Source organism: Lentilactobacillus kefiri, assembly GCF_007989105.1.
Taxonomy (GTDB): domain Bacteria; phylum Bacillota; class Bacilli; order Lactobacillales; family Lactobacillaceae; genus Lentilactobacillus; species Lentilactobacillus kefiri.
Window position 1 is genome coordinate 1 of sequence record NZ_BJVK01000021.1, and the last position, 20,767, is coordinate 20,767.

A 20,767-nucleotide genomic window follows, 5' to 3' on the forward strand; every position below is an offset into this window, starting at 1 on the left:
TAGTTTCCAGACAGACCCTAGTTAACATGAAAGTTTTTGACGAATCGAGGTCATTAATATTGAATACTAAAACAAATGAAAATCCGACTAGCGAAACATCAATTCCAACCGAAATGAAGGCTTGGGAAATTGTTAAACCAGGCCCAATCGATGGCGATGTGTCACCGCTGCGTTATACAACCAAACCCGTGCCAGAACCAAAGCGCGGCGAAGTATTGGTAAAAGTCATTGCCTGCGGTGTCTGTCACACTGATTTGCACGTCACCGAAGGCGATCTTCCCGTTCACAAAAAGAACCTGACACCCGGACATGAAATTGTTGGTCGAGTCGTTAAAATGGGCGACGAAACCCGCCGCTTCAAATTAGGTGATCGAATTGGCATTCCATGGTTGCGTTGGACCTGCGGCGTATGTGAGTATTGCCGTTCCGGTCGTGAAAATCTCTGCCCTAATTCCTTATATACCGGCTGGGATCATGACGGCGGTTATGCAGAATACGTCACCGTTCCAGAAGGCTTTGCATACCGAATTCCAGCTCGTTTTGATTCATTAACAGCTGCCCCACTGCTCTGCGCAGGCATTATTGGTTACCGGGCATATGAACGGGCCAACGTCCCTGCAGGTGGTACCTTGGGTCTATATGGATTTGGCGGCTCTGCTCACTTAACTGCTCAAATTGCGATGAAACAAGGCATTCAGGTTCATGTATTGACTCGTGGTGAAGACGCAAAGAAGTTTGCCCTTCAGTTAGGAGTTGCATCCGCTCGTGGAACCTATGATATGCCACCCGTTAAATTGGATTCGGCAATTAACTACACCCCTGTTGGCGACGTTGTTCCAAAGGCCATGGAAGCTCTCAAGCCAGGTGGCACTTTGGCAATGGCCGGCATTCATTCAACAAATATCCCACAAATGAGTTATCCATCCCACATTTTCCACGAAAAGAACTTAACCAGTGTTGAAAGTAATACCCGTCGTGATGGCGAGGAATTTCTGACCTTGGCTGACAGATTGAACATTCATCCTGAAGTCACTGAATACCCATTGGCCAAAGCCGACGAAGCACTTAAGTATATTTCCAAGGGCGATATCCGTGGTGCTTGTGTATTGCGAGTAAGCAAAGGATAAACGATTTTCAACAATAATTTAATAAGGCATTAAAAATGAGGAAGACGACAAAACTTGATGTTTTGTTATCTTCCTCATTTAAGTACATATAGAATTTTTTAAACGCTTATAATTCTGGTTCCAGTCCCTGAGCAAGCTTACCGGCATATTCATTAATCTTTCGCAATCGATGATTAACACCGGACTTGGAAATAGGTCCCCCTTCGACGAGATCACCCAATTCTTTCAAGCTGACTTCAGGATGCTTGAGCCGGGCTCTGGCTACTTGTGCCAATTTTGGATTTAACTTATTGAGCCCAATCATGTCATCAATCATTTTAATGTTTTCGATTTGCTTACTGGCGGCATTGGCAACCTTGTTCAAATTGGCATTTTCACAGTTCACCAATCGGTTAACTGAATTACGCATATCCCGGACAATACGGATGTCCTCAAACTTCAGCATCGAACTGGTGGCACCAATCAATTGTAGAAAATCAGCAATTTTTTCAGCTTCTTTAAGGTAAGTAATATACCCGCTGCGGCGCTGAGTTGTTCGTGCTTTAAGATGATACTTGTTCATCATTTCAGCGATCATCTCGTTATGATTTTCATACAGGGAATAAATCTCCAAATGATATCGGGATGTTTCGGGGTTATTGACGGATCCACTGGCTAAAAATGCGCCCCGCAAATACGAGCGGATTTGTGAATCTTCCGTGAGCATGTGACTTGGTACCCGTTCAACAATCGAAGCCCCGTCAAATATACCCAAATCATCCAGTAACGAAGTCGCCTTGTTTTCAACTCGTAAAATATACAGATTGTTTTTCTTTAATTTCATTTTCCGACGAACACTCAGCTCACCGGTAATTCCGTAAAATTTGGAAAGCAACTTATACATTCTTCGGGCAATCGCCGGATTCTCAGATGAAACATTCAACACAAAATGATGATTTGAAATTGAAAGGGAACCATTAATCCTAATCAGGGCCATCAACTCAGCCTTGGCGTTATCCCGGTGAACAGTCAAAGAAGTTAATTCTTTTTTGACTTCACTTGCGTATGACATTTGATCCCCTCCTCTTCTAAATTGTGCAGACTATTTATCATCATCCAGTGAGCGACCGATCAGGTTCATCAATTCATCGGCAACTTCTTGACCATTATGAAAGGCACCACGATCTTTCAGCTCTAAGAAATCCGCTGAAATAACCCGGCAGCCCATGGTACGCAATCCCGCAAAGTCGTGTTTAACCGGCTGCGAAACTTCATTCCACTTCTTGTGATCAATATATTCGGATGGAACTTCTTTAATGTTAACCAAAACGGTGTTAATAAAGTTCATCCCCAAGTGTTGGTTCAATACCCGGACATGATCCGCTTCGGTAAAGTTTTCAGTTTCACCCTTTTGAGTCATGATGTTACAAATATAAACAATATCTGCGTGAGTCTGACGTAAAGCCTCACCCACATTTTCAATCATTAAATTAGGTAAAATACTGGTGAACAGGCTTCCGGGTCCCAAGACGATTTGATCGGCATTCATAATTGCGTCGATCACTTGAGAAACAGCTTCCGGTTTATGGGAATCATCATTGGTTTCCACCCAGACCCGCTTGATCAGCTTGCCCGCAGCAGTAATTTCTGATTCACCGCTGAGAGTCGTGCCATCACTGAATTCGGCATTCAGCTCCAACGGTTCGTTGGCAGCCGGATAAATGTGGCCGTCAACATGCAGCATTTTGCTGAGAATTTGAACCGAATCAAAAATTCCACCTTTCATTTCTGAAAGAGCAGCAATAATCAAGTTTCCTAAAGCATGGCCGGCAAAAAATTGGTCAGAACTCTTGAACCGGTATTGGAACAAATCCAAATACAGTTCAGGCATGTCTGAAAGAGCCACCATCACGTTTCGGATATCTCCAGGCGGCACAACGTTAATATAATTTCGAAGAATTCCTGAGGAACCTCCATCATCAGCGACAGTGACAACTGCCGTGATATCAACATTCCGGTTCCGCAAATTCTTGAGGATAACCGGCAGTCCAGTTCCCCCACCAATCACAACGATCCGCGGCCGGTGAGTATGCAGTGCATCAAGCATCAATTACCCTCCTTGGTCTTATGCCGATCAATATCTCTATGAGTAATATTGACCGGATACTTATCTTTCAAATCATTTGCAAGGCGTTGGGCAATTGCAACTGAACGGTGTTGACCACCGGTACAGCCAATTGCAATTGTCAAACTCGCCTTGCCTTCATTTTTATAACCGGGCAAAGTAAATTCCATCATGTCTAAAAGCTTGTTATAAAACTCTTTGGCACCTTCAGAATGCATGACGTAATCTCTTACCGGTTTATCAAGTCCAGTTTTATACCGCATTTTGGCATCGTAATACGGGTTGGGCAGAAACCGAACATCCATCACGATGTCGGCGTCCAGCGGCAAACCATACTTGAAACCAAATGACATCACTTCGACATGGAAGGTATGGGTCTCGTCTGTGGATTCAAAGTTGTGAAAAACCTCTTCTCTTAGTCGACGAGGCGACATATTGGTTGTATCCACCACCATGTCAGCGGCTTTTTTAACGTTATCGAGCAATTCCCGCTCTTTTTTAATGCCATCAATCACACGGCCATTTCTGGCAAGTGGATGAGCACGACGGGTTTCTTTATAACGGGAAACCAGCTTTTGGTCAGATGAATCAAGGAAAATGATGTCAACATTATTGGCGTCACTCTTTCTCAAATCATTGAACATATCAATAACTTCATCATAAAAAACCTGCGAACGCAAATCCATTACCAACGCAATTTTATTAATATCACGTTCCATATGGATTAATTCTTTAAACTTCGGTAAAAGTGTCGGTGGCATGTTATCAACACAGAAGTAGCCCAAATCTTCAAAGCTCTGCATTGCAACAGTTTTACCGGCACCACTCATTCCAGTAATAATAACGAATTGGTTATTTACGGCCATAATGATTTCCTTTCGTATAACGAACTTCAAACAGTATAACATACCGGGCGTGTCATGTGAAACCAAGTGAGTCATTAAACCGGCTTTTATGGGCCATTTACGCTATCACACCATACAAAAAGACCATTTCCAAAAATTAAACGGAAATGGTCAACAAATTTTTATAGTTTTATTTAGTTGCTTTAACTGCACGTTTCTCAGCTTGCTTGGTTAACTTCTTATCTCGTTCAAGGACGGGCTTCAAATATTGACCGGTGTAACTTTCCTGAACTTTGCAAAGCTGTTCAGGGGTTCCGGTAGCGACGATGTTGCCACCACCGTCACCACCTTCAGGCCCCAAATCAATCAGGTAATCAGCGCTTTTAACAACGTCCAAATTGTGTTCAATGATCAAAACGGTGTTCCCTTGATCAACCAGCTTTTGAAGAACGCCCAATAAACGACGAATATCTTCACTATGGAGTCCAGTGGTTGGCTCATCCAAAATGTAGAAGTTCTGACCATTTGCTTTCTTATGAAGCTCTGAAGCTAACTTCATACGTTGCGCTTCCCCACCGGAGAGAGTTGTTGCGGGCTGGCCCAAATGGACGTAACCTAAACCAACATCTTTGATGGTTTGCAGCTTGCGGGCAATCTTTGGGATGGCACTGAAGAAGTCAACAGCCTCATCAACCGTCATATCCAGCACATCAGCAATATTTTTACCTTTATACTCAACTTCCAAAGTTTCAGCATTGTATCGCTTGCCATGGCAAACTTCACATGGGACATAAACGTCAGGAAGAAAGTTCATTTCAATCTTCAAGATCCCGTCTCCATGACAGGTTTCGCAACGGCCACCCTTGACGTTGAAGCTGAAACGGCCCTTTTTAAAGCCCCGAAGCTTGGCGTCGTTGGTATTGGCAAATAAACCCCGAATGTCATCAAAAACACCGGTGTAAGTCGCCGGGTTGGAACGTGGTGTTCTGCCAATTGGGGTTTGGTCAATATCAACAATCTTTTCGATATTTTTATAACCGGAAATTGATTTATACTTACCGGGCTTTTCAGAATTATGATTCAGCTTTTGAGCCAATGCTTTTTTCAAAATATCATTGACCAAAGTTGACTTACCTGATCCGGAAACCCCGGTTACAACGACCATCTTTCCGAGTGGAAAATCAACGGTCAGATTCTTTAAATTGTTTTCCGAAGCACCAGTCAGGCGAATCTTTTTGCCATTGCCTTTTCGGCGCTTATCCGGAACTGGAATGAAACGTTTGCCAGATAAATACTGGCCGGTAATCGACTCTGGCACCTTTTCAATGTCTTCAGGTGTTCCAACAGCCATTACCCGGCCACCCTTTTGACCGGCGCCAGGACCAATATCAACAATATAATCAGCGGCTCGCATGGTATCTTCGTCATGTTCAACAACGATCAGGGTATTCCCCAAGTCACGCATCTTTTTGAGTGACGCAATCAATCGATCGTTATCACGTTGATGAAGGCCAATTGAAGGTTCATCAAGAATATAGAGAACCCCAGTCAAATTAGAACCAATTTGAGTTGCCAATCGAATTCGTTGGGCTTCACCACCGGATAATGTCCGAGCTGAACGCGACAATGTCAGATAATCAAGACCCACGTTTCTTAAGAAGGTTAAACGATCGGTAATTTCTTTAATGATCGGCTTGGCAATCATTGTATCCTGGTCGCCAAAAGTCAAAGACTTGAAGAAGTTTAATTCAGCAGTCACGTCCAAGGCAGAAATCTGAGCGATGTCTTCTTTGCCGACTTTAACAGCCAAAGCTTTGCGATTAAGCCTGTAACCATGACAAGTTTGACAAGTAAGCTCAGTCATATATTGGCTGAGATTGTCGCGGGTAAAGTCACTGCTGGTGTTGTGGTATCGGCGATCAACGTTGTTGATGACCCCTTCAAATGGGCCGTCAACATCCCTGATTCCACCAAAGTCGCTTTGAAGGACAAAGTGAAATGACTTGGTCTTTGAACCATACAAAACAAATTTTTGCTGTGATCGCGGTAATTTGTTGAAAGGAACGTCCATATCAATTCCTTCAGCGTCGCAGACCTGCTTGAGCATATTCGGATACCATTTGGAGCTAGCGGAGTTCCAAGGAGCTAATGCGCCCGCTGCCAATGTCTTGGTCCGATCAGGGACCACTAAATCCTCATCAACTTCCAGCTTCATCCCCAAGCCATCACAGTCCGGGCAGGCACCAAGCGGTGAATTAAATGAAAAGAGTCGTGGCTCCAATTCACCAACGGTAAACCCACAAATTGGACAGGCATAGTGCTCTGAAAAGATCATTGGATCCCGTTTACCCAAGAAGTCGGCAACGGCGTATCCACCACTTAACCTCAGGGCTGCCTCAAGCGAATCCGATAGCCGGTTATTAATGCCGTCTTTAACGATAATCCGGTCAATAATAATGTTAATATCGTGGCTCTTATTTTTATCCAGTTCAGGAACTTCGTCAATGTCATAGGTTTCATCATCGACTTGTACTCGGACGAAACCTTCACGCTTGATCTTTTCAAAAATCTTCTTGTGCTGACCTTTTTTACCACGAATAATTGGAGATAAAATTTGCATTTTGGTTCTTTCGGGCAATTTCATCACCTGATCAATCATCTGGTCAACAGACTGACTGGAAATAACCGATCCATCGTTTGGACAGATTGGAACCCCGACTCTCGCCCAAAGCAAACGGAAATAATCATTAATTTCGGTCACCGTTCCAACTGTTGATCGGGGGTTCTTGGAAGTTGTCTTCTGATCAATTGAAATGGCTGGACTTAAGCCGTCAATTGAATCAACGTCCGGCTTATCCATTTGTCCCAAAAATTGACGGGCATACGAAGACAGACTTTCAACGTATCTTCTCTGGCCTTCAGCGTATAGCGTATCAAATGCCAATGAACTTTTTCCAGATCCTGACAGGCCGGTCATGACAACCAGCTTATTTTTTGGGATAGTCACATTAATATTTTTTAAATTGTGGGCACGCGCCCCACGGATGACGATCTTATTCATTGCCAATATGCATAATCTCCTTTAGATCACTTAGTCATTTGTCCCTTTAATTCGATAATTGTATCACGCAAAGTTGCGGCCTGCTCGAAATCAAGCTTCTTGGCAGCATCCCGCATTTCTTCTGTCAAACGAGCCAGCATATCCTTTTGATCCTTCTTACTCATCTGTTCAAAATCACTTTCGACAAAGTCATCCTTTTCGCCGGTATCATCTGAACCTTTGGTGACAGAAATCAATGAACGAATTGGCTTAACAATTGTTTTAGGTGTAATCCCATGCTTTTTATTATAAGCAATTTGAATCGCTCGACGATGTGCGGTTTCATCAATCGCCGCCTTCATGGAATCGGTAACCGTATCGGCGTACATAATAACCGCTCCATGCTCATTCCGTGAAGCACGGCCGATTGTTTGAATCAACGACCGTTCGTTACGAAGGAATCCTTCCTTATCGGCATCAAGGATTGCGACCAAAGAGACTTCGGGGACATCAATTCCTTCACGCAAAAGGTTGATTCCAACTAAGACATCAAATTTACCCAGACGTAAATCCCGGATAATTTGGGTTCTCTCAAGGGTCTTAATATCAGAATGCAGATATTTAACTTTGATTCCCAAATCCTTTAGATAATCAGTCAAATCTTCAGCCATTTTCTTGGTCAAAGTGGTCACAAAGACACGTTCGTGCTTGTCGACCCGTTTATTAATTTCACCAACCAAATCATCCATTTGGCCCATGATTGGTCGAACATCGATCGTTGGATCAAGCAATCCGGTCGGCCGAATAACCTGGTGAACGACGTCCTTTGTCTGATCCATTTCGTATGGACCCGGAGTTGCTGACATATAAACAACCTGGTGAACGTGCTGTTCAAACTCACTCAGCGTTAAAGGACGGTTGTCCAGGGCACTGGGAAGTCTGAAACCGTAGTTAACCAGTTGCTGTTTTCGAGCCTGGTCACCATTGTACATCCCACGGATTTGCGGCATGGTTTGATGAGATTCATCCACAACCAATAAGAAATCATCGGGGAAGAAGTCTAAAAGCGTAAATGGTGGCTGTCCCGGCTTTCGACGATCCATAAATCTTGAATAATTTTCAATTCCGCTGGTGTAACCCATTTCACGCATCATTTCGATATCGTAAGTTGTTCGCTGCTTCAATCGTTGGGCTTCCAGCAACTTGCCTTCTTTTTCAAACTTGGCAACTTGTTTTTCCATTTCGTCTTTGATTTCCGGCAGTGCGACGTTCATGACATCATCACTGGTCAAAAAGTGGGTGGCCGGAAAGATCGCAATATGATCCCGATCACCGATTACTTCACCGGTCAAGGTATCAATCTCACGGATCCGATCAATTTCATCACCAAAGAACTCAATTCTAAATGCATGTTCATCCCAAGATGCTGGAAATACTTCGACAACATCTCCATGGACCCTAAAACGACCACGTTGAAAATCAATATCATTTCGATCATATTGGATATCAACCAACTGGCGCAAGAAGTGATCCCGTTCAATTGTCTGACCAACCCGCAATGAAACCACGTGATTTCGATATTCGGTTGGATCACCTAATCCAAAGATTGATGATACAGATGCAACAACGATCACATCGTTTCTTTCAAGCAATGAGCTGGTTGCGGAATGTCGCAATTGATCAATTTCATCATTGATTGATGAATCCTTTTCAATGTATGTGTCACTGGAAGGAACATAAGCTTCTGGTTGATAATAATCATAATAACTGACGAAGTACTCAACGGCATTGTGGGGGAAAAATTCTTTAAACTCACCATAAAGTTGACCAGCCAAGGTTTTATTGTGCGACAAAACAAGGGTTGGCTTGTTGACCTGGGCAATGACGTTGGAAATTGTAAATGTTTTCCCAGTCCCAGTAGCACCCTTTAAAATCTGAGCCTTTTTGCCTTCATTGATGCCAGCCACCAATTTCTTAATGGCGTCCGGTTGGTCACCAGTTGGCTTATATTTTGATACCAAATCAAATTTTCGATCTTCTTCACGTTCAATCAAAATGAAACTCCCCCTGACCTAAAACAGTACAGTGCAATCCAACATAAAAAGGCTGCAAGCAAAATCATGTTTTGTTTCAGCCCACTATCAACGTTATTTTACCATACGAACATACTTTCGCCAATGATTATTCCTTCGAATGATCTTCCTTTTTCAAAACTTTCCGGGTCAGTTTTCTTAATTTCTCCTGAGTGGTGAAGTTTTCTGCCAACATGTCAGGGATAACCTTGGTTAATACGTACTGGACACAGTGCATATCTCGAAATTGCAACATGGTTGACAAACTTTCCTTATACATTTCGGGATAGACCTCTTCAGGATTTCCTTTTTGAATTTCGCCAAACGATTCGTATAACAGATCCACCTTATCGGCAACCGCTAATATCCGGCCTTCCAAGGTGTCATCTTTTCCTTCTGACAGACGTCTTCGGTAAGCATCTTGAAATTCACTGGGAATTTCATTTTGGACAAAATTCTCAGTCAATTTATCGTCAACGTCAGCCAACATTTTTCTTAAAACCGGTGTCGCATACTTTACAGGCGTCTTGATATCACCAATGAAGCGTTCGGTATAATCGTGGTTCAGCGCTTTTTCATATAAAGATCGCCAATTTACGTTTTCACCGGCATTTTCTTCGACATCACCTAAAAATTGGGCAATTTCTGCCACTTTAAATGAATGCGCCGCAACAGAATGCTGTTCAAACTTAAAGTACCCTGGTGCCCGGTTAATTAATTCCAGTTCGTCCAAACTTTCCAAATATTGATGCATACCCATCTTTAATCCCCATCCTTTTCACACCAAAAGGGGCCGTTGACAAAACAAACGTTTAGCCACGGCCTCCTTTCAATAAAATATTTAATTAATGTTCTGAAACACTTGATTTTGCGCGGTCACTATGTGATTCAACATATTTGAATGCTTGTTGGCCGGCAATTCCACCTTCACCAACGGCAGTGGCAATCTGACGAAGGTCTTTTTGACGAACGTCGCCAATTGCGTAAATGCCTGGGACAGCGGTTTCCATTTGGTCATTGGTCTTAATCCAGCCATCTTTATCGGTAATGTTCAGATCCTTGAAGGCATCGGTCATTGGCAGCAAGCCAACATAGATGAAGACACCTGAAGTTTTAACAGTCGATACTTCATTGGTTTGATTGTTAACGACTTTAACGCCGGTGACTTTGTTATCGTCACCCAAGACTTCTTTGACATTGGAATTCCAAATAAAGTCAATCTTGTCGTTGGCAAATGCCCGGTCTTGAATGACTTTTTGGGCACGTAATTGGTCACGACGGTGAATAACTGTGACGTGATTAACGATTCCAGCAAGGTATGAGGCTTCCTCAATGGCAGAATCACCACCACCGACAACAACGACATCCTTATTCTTGAAAAATGCACCATCACATACGGCACAGTAAGAAACACCCTTGCCACCATATTCGTGTTCGCCGGGAATTCCTAACTTTTTATACTCTGATCCGGTCGCAATAATCACAACTTTTGCCTGAAGCTCATCTTCATCGGTTTTAACGATCTTATAATCGCCATGATCCTCAATAGAGCTGACAGTTCCATATACGTATTCAGCACCAAAGTTCACTGAACTGTCATACATATTTTGAGCCAAGTCAGGACCCATGATTGATTTAAAACCAGGGTAATTCTCAATTGCTGCAGTGTTATTCATTTGACCGCCATAAATTCCTCGATCAATCATTGCAACAGATAAGTTGGCACGTGAAGCGTATAAAGCGGCAGTCATCCCACCGGGGCCGGCACCAATAACCACGACATCATATTGTTTTGCCATATGGATCCTCCCTTTTAATTCTCATTTTCATTTATAAGTCAATTTACTATGAAAAAGTAAGTCTGTCCAGTAGATACACTTACTTCTTTTTATCTTCTTCAGTCAGTTGAGCACCCAATTCCTTGAGATATGCTCTTAATCCATCGGAAATTTCAGGATGGCGCAGGCCAAAGATAATGTTGGTCTTAAGCCAGCTCAATTTGTTCCCTGTATCAAAACGCTCACCCTTAAATTCATGAGCAAACACCCGTTGAGTTTGGTTAAGCGTATCAATTGCGGAAGTCAACTGGATTTCTCCGGTCTTGTCAGGCTTGGCATGTTCCAAGATCCCAAAGATTTCCGGCGTCAACAGGTAACGGCCAATAATGGCCAAATCACTAGGAGCTTTTTCAGGAGATGGCTTTTCAACGAACTTTTTGACGTTGAACAAGCCTGGCCGGACTTCCTCGGAAGGATCGATCACACCATACTTGGAAATATCTTTATGAGCAACTTTCTTAACGGCTAAAGTTGAAGCACCAGTCTGTTGATAGCTTTCCATCAACTGCTTGGTCAGAGGAACTTTGTCCTGCATGACATCATCACCCAGCATCACCACAAACGGTTCATTGCTGATAAAGCTGCGGGCAGTGTAAATGGCATCGCCCAAGCCACGAGGATGTGACTGGCGAATAAAGTAAATGTTCATGTCATTGGTTTTACGAATTGTTTTCAGAATTTCATTCTTGTGACGTTCTTCAAGATTCATTTCCAATTCCGGATTGGAATCAAAATGATCTTCAATTGAACGCTTGCCTTTGCCGATGACAATCACAATATCCTTGATGCCGGCCTGTTTAGCTTCTTCAACGATAAATTGGATAGTTGGTGTATCGACAATCGGGAGCATTTCCTTTGGTAAAGCTTTGGTTTCGGGCAAGAATCGGGTCCCTAATCCTGCAGCAGGAATAACTGCTTTGGTTACTTTTCTTGTCATAGTAAACTGCACCTTCTTTTTATTATTCAATCTCTGAACGGCCCTCACGAGTCATTAACTGATTAATGGTTTCTTTAATATCAGCACCATCGTAAAGAACATGGTAAATCGCAGAAGTAATTGGCATTTCTACGCCACGCTTCTTGGATAATTCATAGGCAGCCCGGGTAGTGGCAATCCCTTCGATCACCATTCCCATATTTTTAACAACTTCGTCCAAGGAGTGGCCTTTTCCAAGTTCATTTCCTGCCCGCCAATTACGAGAGTTCGTACTGGTGGCAGTCACAATGATATCACCAACACCTGACAACCCAATGAAAGTCAATGGGTTAGCACCAAATGAGGTCCCAAGTCGGGAAATTTCAGCAAGGCCTCGAGTCATTAAGGCTGCCTTGGCATTGTCTTTATATCCCAGTCCATACAATGCGCCGGCACCAAGGGCGATGATGTTTTTCAATGCGGCACCGATTTCAACGCCGATAACATCGTCACTGGTATAAACTCGGAAATAATTATTCATGAATAAGCCTTGGATCTCTTTGGCTGCATGAGCATTGTCACTTGCCACGGTGACCAGCGTAATATCATGAGTCACCACGTCTTCGGCCTGACTTGGTCCTGAGAGAACCGAAATTGACTTGCGGTTTTTAGGATCGATTTCCTGAGCCAAAACTTGAGACAATCTCAAGTAGGTTTTTTCTTCAATTCCTTTTGACGCATGGATAATATTAACGTTTTGATTTCTATCAGCCAAAATTTGGGCAACTTGTTTGGCAACTGATCGGGTAACTTGGGTTGGAACGACGAATAAAATGTAGCCAACGTCATCAATTGCATCCCCTAAATCATTGGTTGCGACCAATGAATCGGCGAATTTAAAATTCTTAATGTATTTTGAATTGGTGTGTTGTTCATTCAGTTCCTTAACCTGCTTTGGATTGTAAGACCAAAGTTTAACGTCTGAACCATTTTCATCTAATAAGCTGGCGAGGACGCTTCCCCAAGAACCTGCACCAAGCACTGCTACTTTTTTAGCCATGATAGATCTCCTTTATTCAATAAACTATTGATTAACTTTTAATTTTGAACCTTCCAAGTACCATGGAGTACTTGGGTTGCGTCGGCGAATAATGATCAGTGCAATCGCACCCACAAATAAAACAATCGACAAGATTTGTGAAACCCGCAAGCCCGAGAGCATCAAACTGTCGGTTCGCATTCCTTCCACAAAGAACCTGCCAAATGAATACCACATGACATATGTCAAAAAGACTTCGCCGCGCTTAAACCAGTTGGGGTTGTGCCTTAACGTAATAATGACAAGAAATCCCAGCAGACTCCATAAGGACTCATACAAGAATGTTGGTTGGCGGTAGGCACCGCTGATATACATCTGAGTGATAATAAAATGCGGCAGATGTAAGCCTTGCAAAAAGCTCAGTGATGTCGCCTGGCCAAAAGCTTCCTGATTCATAAAATTTCCCCAGCGGCCAATCGACTGAGCCAATATAACAGTTGGAGCGGCAACATCAAGCATTAGCCAAACTGGAATGAACCGATGACGGCAAAACAGGATTACAACAATCATGGCGCCAATTAATGAACCATAAATGGCAATTCCGCCATCCCAAATTTTGATGATCTCTCCAGGATTGTCCTTATAATACCCCCACTGAAAAATCACGTAATACAGGCGGGCACAAATCAGGGCAGCCGGCAATGCCCACAATATCATGTCGTAGATATCGTCAGACTTAATTCCCCGCTTGGCACCTTCCCGGACAGCCAAATAAACTGCGAGGAGCACCCCGCTGGCAATGATAATGCCATACCAATGAACTTCAATTGGCCCTAAGTAAAAGGCGATCGGGTTTAGAGCCAAACTTATAAGATTTACCAAAATAACGATCTCCTATTTTTTATCTGAATCTTTTTTTGAATCATCGATGAGATCTTTATTTTTCTTCTCAACGTGTTCCTGTTCTTCTTTATGCTTTTCATCGTTTTTACTATTAACTTTGATTAAATTGTTCAAATTACGGTCAAAGGTTTCGGTAGCATCATATCCCATGCTCTGAGCTCGGAAGTTCATCGCAGCTGCTTCGATAATGATTGCCAAATTTCGACCGGTTCGAACCGGAATGGTAATTTTAGGAACGTCAACATCGAAAATATGCACGTTTTGGGTACCGTTTCCGAGTCGGTCAAACTTGGCGTCTTTGGTATAGTTGGCCAAATGAATAATCAGGGCAACTTTTGTCTGGCTTCGAACTGCTCCGGCACCAAACAGTGTCATCACATCAATAATCCCAATTCCTCGAATTTCCAGCAAGTGCCGCAGAATTGCGGGAGCTGTTCCCATCAAGGTCTGCTCATCTTGTTGATAGACTTCTACCCGATCATCGGCAATCAATCGGTGGCCTCGTTTAACCAGTTCAAGTGCGGTTTCACTCTTACCAATTCCGCTATCACCGGTAATTAAGATTCCAAGTCCGTAGACATCAACCAAGACACCGTGGAGAGACTTCCGTTCAGCTAATTTATCCTCCAGGTAGTTTGTCATATTACTTAAAACTCGTGAAGTCGTCAATTTGGATCCCAGAACCGGAATATGCTGTTCTTTGGCAGCTTCCAGCAATTCTTCAGGAGGATCCAGCTGTGTCGACACAACAAACGCTGGGGTCTGTGGTTGACACATCTGCTGCATGACATCAAGCAGCTCTTCATGAGACATGCCTTTTGAATACGAAATTTCAGTAATTCCCAGCAGCTGAATCCGCTTTGCAGGGTAATAATTAAAGAAGCCGGTTAACTCCAACCCCGGTCGGGAAATGTCAGCGGTAGAAATCGACCTTTCTTTAAGGTATTCCTTACCATAATAAACATCCAACCTGGCGTTTTTAACTAAATCAGCTACTGTTACACTTTCAGTCAAGAACATCCCTCCTCAGTTAATCACTTTAATTTTATCACTTTGGGACAATCAAGTCGCTAGGGCTTCCGGAAATATTCAGCAATTACCCAACTAACAACCGACATTAACACGGCAACCAAAATTGCCATCCAAAACGACGAAAATCGGAATCCAGCACCAACAATCACGGCCGTTAGTTCAAGCATCAATCCATTGATGACAAGGGTAAAAAGTCCAAGTGTCAATAGGTTAATGGGCAAAGACAGGATGGTGATAATCGGCCGGACCAACCAGTTTAAAACGGCTAGTACGACTGCGGCCAACAACGCAATCCCAACGCTGGCAACGTAAAAGTTTGCCGGAAAGAAGCCGCTAATGGCCACAAATAGAATCGTATCAACTAAAACGTTTGTGAGAAATCTCAATTAGTGACCCCTTTTCTGATTATCATGAACGTCTTTTTCTTCAACGTTATGAATAACCTTCCTGGATTTATCATCAGAAGCTCGATTGGTAAACAGGGACTTGGCTTGATCAAATGGCGAACCAACACCCGGATTATCAATTGGGATCGTGAACATCATGACGATGTAGCCGATTATTGCTACAAGATCAATTCCAGGGGTAAATGCCAGAATCACATATAAGATTCGAACCAGCGTTGAGTTCCAACCAAAGTAATCGCAAATTCCACCGAGAACTCCTGAAATAACACGATTGGTGGCTGAGCGTCGTAATTTTTTATGAGTATTCATTCTCATGCCTCCACATTAAAACTTCTAGCTTAAGATTATCTAAAAAAAGCACTGCAATCAAGTATGCAGTGCAAAATATCAACCATTCTTAATTTAATTCAATAATTTTTCCGGTTGCCAGATAGACCGTCCATTCACAGATATTGGTGCTGTAATCACTGATTCTGCCCAGGTCTTTGGCGACATTTAAGTAAATAATCGCTGAACTGACAATCTCTGGATCCTTTGCCATTGCCTGATAACTTGGTGCCGCAATGTCGTTATACAGCTGATCAATTTTCTTATCGTATGACTGTGCGGTTTGCTTGGCCTTATCTTTGTCGGCGTCACCATAGGATTCAATGGAATTCTCGTACTGTTCACTAACCTGGTTGGCCATTGTGGCAATAATTTCTTCAACGGAGGAAATCCGCTCCTTGCCCTTAATCTCAATAACTGATTTGGCAACGTTTCGAGCGTGATCACCAGCCCGTTCCAAGTCGGTAACGGCTTTTAAAATCCCGACAACTTCCCGCAAATCACCCGTCACAGGTTGATATAATGCAATCATTTCAAAAGACCGTTTTTCGATATAAATCTGCAAATGATTAATATCGTGGTCGTTGGTAATGACGGCTTCCGCCTTTTTACTGTCATGATCAATAAATGCCTGACCGGCATTATCGACAGCTTGGCCAACGAGTGCCCCCAGCTTCATAAAATCTGCTTTTAACGTCACAATTTCTTCATCAAAAACTTTGCCCATAAACTTCTCTCCTATCCGAATCGTCCGCTAACGTAATCTTCCGTTTGTTTCTCATCTGGATTAACGAACATTTTAGTTGTGTCATCATATTCAACAACTCTGCCTTCCATAAAGAACGCTGTCTTGTCAGAAATTCGGGAAGCCTGCTGCAGGTTGTGGGTAACGATTATTATTGTATAATCTTTTTTTAGTTCAAGCAAAGTATTTTCAACCTTTGCACTTGAGATCGGATCCAACGCACTGGTTGGCTCATCCAGCAAAATAACCGATGGTGATACGGCCAAAACCCGTGCAATACAGATCCGTTGCTGTTGACCACCTGAAAATGACAAAGCATTATCGTATAAGTTATCTTTAACTTCATCCCAAACGGCAGCCTGCTTTAAGCTTTTTTCAACAATCGCATCCAGCTTTTGTTTGTCACGGACACCGGCAATTCGCAAGCCATAAGTAATATTATCGTACACCGAAAACGGAAATGGATTGGGTTGTTGAAAAACCATTCCAACTGATTTTCTTAACTCAACCAAATTGGTTTGCGGTGAATAAATATTTTTGCCGTGAAATTGGACGGTTCCGGTAATTGTGACGCCATCAATCATATCATTCATTCGATTGAGACACCTTAAGAAGGTTGACTTTCCACAACCCGAAGGGCCAATCAACGCTGAAATTTGGTTGGGTTGAAAGTCCAAATGAATGCCATGAAGCGCTTGAAAGTCACCATAAAATAAATCCAAGTTATCTGCGGATAAAATTGGTTCTGCCATTTCTGCCCCTCCTAACCAAAGTTGCCAGATACATAATCATCGGTCATTTGCACTTTAGGCCGTGTAAAGACCTTTCTGGTTTTATTGTACTCAATTGCCTCACCCATATTGAAGAAGACCGTGTAGTCGCTCAAACGGGCCGCCTGCTGCATGTTATGAGTAACGATGATGATCGTATAATCTTTTTTCAGTTCACGTAAAGTCGTTTCCAACTGCTGGGTTGAAACAGGGTCCAAAGCACTGGCCGGTTCGTCGAGAAGTAAAACATCCGGCTGAACAGCCAATGCCCGTGCGATACAAACCCGTTGCGCCTGCCCACCAGATAGGGACAGTGCGCTCTTGTTCAAGCTGTCTTTGACCTGGTCCCAAACAGCGGCTTGTTTCAGGGTTGTTTCAACAACCCGGTCCAAAGTCTTCTTATCGTGAACGCCCCGACGCTGCAATGCAAACGTCACGTTGTCATAAATCGATTTGGCAAACGGATTCGGCCGTTGAAACACCATCCCAATTCTTCGACGGACTTCGTACACGTCAATTTTGGGCTGATTGATATTGACACCTTGATAAAGAATCTCACCTTTAACGGTCGCAATCCCGTCATTCATTCGATTGAGTGACCGTAAAAAGGTTGATTTCCCGGACCCGGAAGGCCCAATCAAAGCAGTGATTGTATTCTTTTTGAACTTCAAGTCGGCATTATGCATCGCCAGATTTTTTCCATAGTAAATTTCAAGATCTTTGGTCTGCATCGTGATCTCAGTTTCTTCAGGATTGAAATCATATATAAACCGTTTTGGTTTGTTGTTTAATTCAGTTGTATTTTGCATGAGATTTCACCTACTTTACTGAAGTCATTCGTTCAAACACTTTTCGGCCAACAAAACGGGCAGAAAGGTTGAAAATCAAAATTGCTAAAACCAGAACCGCCGCTGATCCGGAAGAAACTTGAGTCAAATCAGGCATGATTCCTTCAGAATTAATCTTCCAGATGTGAACGGCAAGAGTTTCGGCAGGTCTTAAAGGACTTAATGGACTATCAATGTTAAACGGATTCCAATCCATAAAGTTGAGTGCCGGAGCACTTTGACCAGCAGTATAAATCAACGCAGCTGCTTCACCAAACACTCGGCCGGAACAAAGAATAATCCCACTGATAATGCCGGGTAACGACGCTGGAACCACAATGTGAATGATAGTTTCATACTTTGAAAGCCCAAGACCAAGGCCACCCTGTCTTTGATCATCCGACACATTGGCCAGTGAATCTTCAATGTTTCGTGTTAGTAAGGGTAAATTAAAAATTGTCAGCGTTAAGGCACCGGAAAGGATTGAAAAGCCATAGTTGAACTGAACAACGAACAACAGAAACCCAAACAACCCAACAACGACTGATGGCAGCGAACTCAAAATTTCAATTGAAGTTTTGATGGCTGCTGTAAACCAGTTGTCCGTCGCATATTCGTTAAGGTAAATTGCGGCTCCCAAGGCAATTGGCAGTGAAATAATCATTGCCAAAACCAGAAGGTAAAACGAATTAAACAGCTGAATCCAAATTCCACCACCGGCATTGAACGCTTTGGCGGGAGACGTTAGAAAATGCCAGCTGACGTTTGGCAGCCCAGTGATGAAAATGTAGCCAATCAGAAAGGCCAGAATCAATACAACGAATCCGGCAACTGCTTTCAGGCAGGCAATGGCAAAACGACTTTGCTTTTGAGTTCGATTCATTTCTTGAACGCCCCTTTCCGACCAATCATGTGAACAACCAAGTTAAAGAACAGTGACATAACCAGAAGAACCAGTGCCAATGACCAAAGTGCGTCATTTTGCAACGATCCCATGACCGTATTCCCCATTCCGGCAGTTAAGACAGAGGTCAATGTTGACGCCGGAGAAGTGAGATTTTGCGGCATCAACGCGGCATTTCCGATAACCATCTGAACAGCCAATGCTTCACCAAACGCCCGGGCCATTCCAAATACCACAGCGGTTAAAATACCTGGCGTTGCAGCTCTTAGAACCACTTTCCAAATTGTCTGCCACTTGGTCGCTCCCAATGCCAAGGATGCCTGACGGTAAAACTTCGGCACCCCTTTAAGTGAATCGACGGTCATTGAAACAATCGTTGGCAGGATCATGACAAACAGGACAAAGGTTCCTGAAAGAATCCCAAAGCCACTGCCGCCAAAGGTGTTTCTGACGAATGGAACAACGACCGATAAACCAATGAAACCATAGACAACTGAAGGGATTCCAACCAGCAATTCGGTAACCGGCTGAAGAATCTTAGCACCCCGTTTAGGTGAAATTTCGGTCATATAAACCGCTGTTCCAATGGCAAATGGCGTTGATAATAAGGCTGCCAGAATTGTCACCAGAAATGAACCGACGATCATTGGTAAAGCACCAACAGCCTGCTGGCCACTCGGTGTTTTGGTACCAGGGTTCCACAAGGTTCCTGTAAAGAAGTCTTTAAAGGAAATCCCATCTTTGAAAAATGTTCCCAATCCTTTGCTGGCAACGAAAACGATAATGCCTAAGACAATTGCCATAATCAGGAGTAATGCAGAAAGACTCAGCAAACGGCCAAAGCGTTCATAACGAGCCGTTTTGGATTTTTTCATTAATTGTTTTGCTAATTTTTGATTTTCCATTATCATTCCCCCGATCCTTTAGTCACTTTACCCTGCCAGGTTCTTTGATAATGCATATCTTTAACTGAAATATAACCCAGCTTATTGAAAAGAGTCGTTTGAATATGATCGTTCTTAAGATATTTCAAGAATTTCTTGGTTAAGCCAGTTGGTTGACCACGGGTGTAAATGTGCTCATACGACCAGATCTTCCACTTATTGTCCATAACGTTCTTTTCGGTTGGTTTAATGCCATCGATATGGAGTGGATGAATACTTTTGTTGAAATAGCCAAATGAAACATAGCTGATTGCCCCAGGCGTTGATGAAACAATTTGACGGACCGTTCCTGATGAGTCCTGTTCCTGGGCTGTTGCACTCTCATGACCTTTGAGGCCATACTCTTCAAAAGTTACCCGGGTACCACTGCCCTGAGAACGGTTAATCAAAGTAATTGGCATATCGGGACCACCAACCTGCTTCCAATTTGTATACTTCCCTGTAAAAATGGCGATCAGTTGGTTTGTCGTCAAGTTATTAATTCCCACTTTGTCATTGACAATTGGTGCCACGCCGACAACCGCAATCTTGTGATCGACTAATCCCTTGGGATTAATGCCGGCTTTTTCTTGGGCAAACAAATCAGAATTTCCCATCTGAACAGCTCCGGATTCAATTTGGCTCAGACCCGTACCAGATCCACCACCCTGAACATTGATAAAAATTCCGGAATGTTCACCTGTATATTGTTCACTAGCCGCTTCAACAAGCGGTTGCAATGCGGTTGAGCCAACCGCTGTGATTGATTGTTGATTCGTTGACGTTTTGCTACGGGCGCTGTAAGCACCAATTCCTGCCACAATGATAATGAGGCAAATCAATAATTTGATAATCGTCCGTTTTCGCATCGCTATTCCTCCTTGAATCTTCATTTATAATTGTATGAAATCAATGTAAATATTTGACCGAGTGAATGTAAAAGTTATG

The 20,767-nt window shown here is 43.0% G+C and carries 20 protein-coding genes; 1 reads left to right on the forward strand and 19 read right to left on the reverse strand.

The window, feature by feature from the left end; genetic code table 11:
- The first annotated feature begins 113 nt into the window (after window positions 1-113).
- Window positions 114-1,127 carry a zinc-dependent alcohol dehydrogenase family protein gene (locus LKE01_RS07910; protein WP_179286812.1) on the forward strand — a complete coding sequence of 338 codons (1,014 nt, stop codon included), beginning with the start codon at window positions 114-116 and terminating at the stop codon, window positions 1,125-1,127.
- Window positions 1,128-1,233: 106 nt separating this feature from the next.
- Here the strand turns inward: LKE01_RS07910 and whiA are convergent, their stop codons facing one another.
- From whiA to LKE01_RS08005, 19 genes are all read right to left on the reverse strand, one after another.
- A complete protein-coding gene (whiA, locus tag LKE01_RS07915; protein WP_056981114.1) occupies window positions 1,234-2,178 on the reverse strand; it encodes a DNA-binding protein WhiA in 945 nt (314 codons plus the stop codon).
- Between the two features lie 30 nt (window positions 2,179-2,208).
- The gene (gene mgfK / locus LKE01_RS07920; protein WP_056981112.1) at window positions 2,209-3,213 is read right to left on the reverse strand and encodes a gluconeogenesis morphogenetic factor MgfK; all 1,005 of its coding nucleotides are present in this window, start codon (window positions 3,211-3,213) and stop codon (window positions 2,209-2,211) included.
- Entirely contained in the window at window positions 3,213-4,097 is an 885-nt protein-coding gene (gene rapZ / locus LKE01_RS07925) for an RNase adapter RapZ (RefSeq protein ID WP_056981110.1), read from the reverse strand. Before rapZ ends, mgfK begins: the two co-directional genes overlap by 1 nt.
- 169 nt (window positions 4,098-4,266) lie before the next feature.
- Window positions 4,267-7,143, reverse strand: a complete 2,877-nt coding sequence (gene uvrA, locus LKE01_RS07930; protein ID WP_179286809.1) for an excinuclease ABC subunit UvrA — start codon at window positions 7,141-7,143, stop codon at window positions 4,267-4,269.
- A 20-nt stretch (window positions 7,144-7,163) separates the two neighbouring features.
- Complete coding sequence (gene uvrB / locus LKE01_RS07935; RefSeq protein WP_056981108.1) at window positions 7,164-9,170, reverse strand: excinuclease ABC subunit UvrB; 2,007 nt, start codon at window positions 9,168-9,170, stop codon at window positions 7,164-7,166.
- Window positions 9,171-9,297: 127 nt separating this feature from the next.
- On the reverse strand, window positions 9,298-9,948 hold the full coding sequence (locus LKE01_RS07940; protein WP_056981106.1) for a YfbR-like 5'-deoxynucleotidase: 651 nt from the start codon (window positions 9,946-9,948) through the stop codon (window positions 9,298-9,300).
- A gap of 85 nt (window positions 9,949-10,033) precedes the next feature.
- Window positions 10,034-10,987: a thioredoxin-disulfide reductase gene (gene trxB / locus LKE01_RS07945; protein WP_056981104.1), complete on the reverse strand. Its 954-nt coding sequence runs from the start codon at window positions 10,985-10,987 to the stop codon at window positions 10,034-10,036.
- 79 nt (window positions 10,988-11,066) lie between these two features.
- A complete protein-coding gene (gene galU, locus LKE01_RS07950; RefSeq protein WP_054769718.1) occupies window positions 11,067-11,963 on the reverse strand; it encodes a UTP--glucose-1-phosphate uridylyltransferase GalU in 897 nt (298 codons plus the stop codon).
- Between the two features lie 22 nt (window positions 11,964-11,985).
- Window positions 11,986-13,002 carry an NAD(P)H-dependent glycerol-3-phosphate dehydrogenase gene (locus tag LKE01_RS07955; protein WP_056981102.1) on the reverse strand — a complete coding sequence of 339 codons (1,017 nt, stop codon included), beginning with the start codon at window positions 13,000-13,002 and terminating at the stop codon, window positions 11,986-11,988.
- A 24-nt stretch (window positions 13,003-13,026) separates the two neighbouring features.
- Entirely contained in the window at window positions 13,027-13,863 is an 837-nt protein-coding gene (gene lgt, locus LKE01_RS07960; RefSeq protein ID WP_279592785.1) for a prolipoprotein diacylglyceryl transferase, read from the reverse strand.
- A 12-nt stretch (window positions 13,864-13,875) separates the two neighbouring features.
- Window positions 13,876-14,898 (reverse strand): HPr(Ser) kinase/phosphatase, encoded by a 1,023-nt coding sequence (hprK, locus tag LKE01_RS07965; RefSeq protein ID WP_179286810.1) that lies wholly within the window; start codon window positions 14,896-14,898, stop codon window positions 13,876-13,878.
- 56 nt (window positions 14,899-14,954) lie between these two features.
- Window positions 14,955-15,302: a phage holin family protein gene (locus tag LKE01_RS07970; protein WP_056981096.1), complete on the reverse strand. Its 348-nt coding sequence runs from the start codon at window positions 15,300-15,302 to the stop codon at window positions 14,955-14,957.
- Window positions 15,303-15,632: a PspC domain-containing protein gene (locus tag LKE01_RS07975; RefSeq protein WP_056981094.1), complete on the reverse strand. Its 330-nt coding sequence runs from the start codon at window positions 15,630-15,632 to the stop codon at window positions 15,303-15,305.
- 88 nt (window positions 15,633-15,720) lie between these two features.
- Window positions 15,721-16,377, reverse strand: coding sequence for a phosphate signaling complex protein PhoU (phoU, locus tag LKE01_RS07980; protein WP_054769716.1), 657 nt, complete (start codon window positions 16,375-16,377; stop codon window positions 15,721-15,723).
- Between the two features lie 11 nt (window positions 16,378-16,388).
- The gene (gene pstB / locus LKE01_RS07985) at window positions 16,389-17,147 is read right to left on the reverse strand and encodes a phosphate ABC transporter ATP-binding protein PstB (RefSeq protein WP_056981092.1); all 759 of its coding nucleotides are present in this window, start codon (window positions 17,145-17,147) and stop codon (window positions 16,389-16,391) included.
- 11 nt (window positions 17,148-17,158) lie between these two features.
- Window positions 17,159-17,974 (reverse strand): phosphate ABC transporter ATP-binding protein PstB, encoded by an 816-nt coding sequence (gene pstB, locus LKE01_RS07990; RefSeq protein ID WP_056981090.1) that lies wholly within the window; start codon window positions 17,972-17,974, stop codon window positions 17,159-17,161.
- A 10-nt stretch (window positions 17,975-17,984) separates the two neighbouring features.
- Window positions 17,985-18,875 (reverse strand): phosphate ABC transporter permease PstA, encoded by an 891-nt coding sequence (pstA, locus tag LKE01_RS07995; protein WP_056981088.1) that lies wholly within the window; start codon window positions 18,873-18,875, stop codon window positions 17,985-17,987.
- A complete protein-coding gene (gene pstC / locus LKE01_RS08000) occupies window positions 18,872-19,801 on the reverse strand; it encodes a phosphate ABC transporter permease subunit PstC (protein WP_056981086.1) in 930 nt (309 codons plus the stop codon). The genes pstA and pstC overlap by 4 nt, the downstream gene beginning before the upstream one ends.
- 2 nt (window positions 19,802-19,803) lie before the next feature.
- A complete protein-coding gene (locus LKE01_RS08005; protein ID WP_054769615.1) occupies window positions 19,804-20,688 on the reverse strand; it encodes a phosphate ABC transporter substrate-binding protein in 885 nt (294 codons plus the stop codon).
- Between the last annotated feature and the right edge of the window lie 79 nt (window positions 20,689-20,767).

What these genes read in the sequence shown, in the direction of transcription:
- LKE01_RS07910 (WP_179286812.1), top strand. Translation starts at nt 114, where the DNA reads ATGAAGGCTTGGGAAATTGTTAAACCAGGCCCAATCGATGGCGATGTG.
- whiA (WP_056981114.1), bottom strand. Translation starts at nt 2,178, where the DNA reads ATGTCATACGCAAGTGAAGTCAAAAAAGAATTAACTTCTTTGACTGTT.
- mgfK (WP_056981112.1), bottom strand. Translation starts at nt 3,213, where the DNA reads ATGCTTGATGCACTGCATACTCACCGGCCGCGGATCGTTGTGATTGGT.
- rapZ (WP_056981110.1), bottom strand. Translation starts at nt 4,097, where the DNA reads ATGGCCGTAAATAACCAATTCGTTATTATTACTGGAATGAGTGGTGCC.
- LKE01_RS07940 (WP_056981106.1), bottom strand. Translation starts at nt 9,948, where the DNA reads ATGGGTATGCATCAATATTTGGAAAGTTTGGACGAACTGGAATTAATT.
- trxB (WP_056981104.1), bottom strand. Translation starts at nt 10,987, where the DNA reads ATGGCAAAACAATATGATGTCGTGGTTATTGGTGCCGGCCCCGGTGGG.
- galU (WP_054769718.1), bottom strand. Translation starts at nt 11,963, where the DNA reads ATGACAAGAAAAGTAACCAAAGCAGTTATTCCTGCTGCAGGATTAGGG.
- LKE01_RS07955 (WP_056981102.1), bottom strand. Translation starts at nt 13,002, where the DNA reads ATGGCTAAAAAAGTAGCAGTGCTTGGTGCAGGTTCTTGGGGAAGCGTC.
- LKE01_RS07975 (WP_056981094.1), bottom strand. Translation starts at nt 15,632, where the DNA reads ATGAATACTCATAAAAAATTACGACGCTCAGCCACCAATCGTGTTATT.
- phoU (WP_054769716.1), bottom strand. Translation starts at nt 16,377, where the DNA reads ATGGGCAAAGTTTTTGATGAAGAAATTGTGACGTTAAAAGCAGATTTT.
- pstB (WP_056981092.1), bottom strand. Translation starts at nt 17,147, where the DNA reads ATGGCAGAACCAATTTTATCCGCAGATAACTTGGATTTATTTTATGGT.
- pstB (WP_056981090.1), bottom strand. Translation starts at nt 17,974, where the DNA reads ATGCAAAATACAACTGAATTAAACAACAAACCAAAACGGTTTATATAT.
- pstA (WP_056981088.1), bottom strand. Translation starts at nt 18,875, where the DNA reads ATGAATCGAACTCAAAAGCAAAGTCGTTTTGCCATTGCCTGCCTGAAA.
- pstC (WP_056981086.1), bottom strand. Translation starts at nt 19,801, where the DNA reads ATGGAAAATCAAAAATTAGCAAAACAATTAATGAAAAAATCCAAAACG.
- LKE01_RS08005 (WP_054769615.1), bottom strand. Translation starts at nt 20,688, where the DNA reads ATGCGAAAACGGACGATTATCAAATTATTGATTTGCCTCATTATCATT.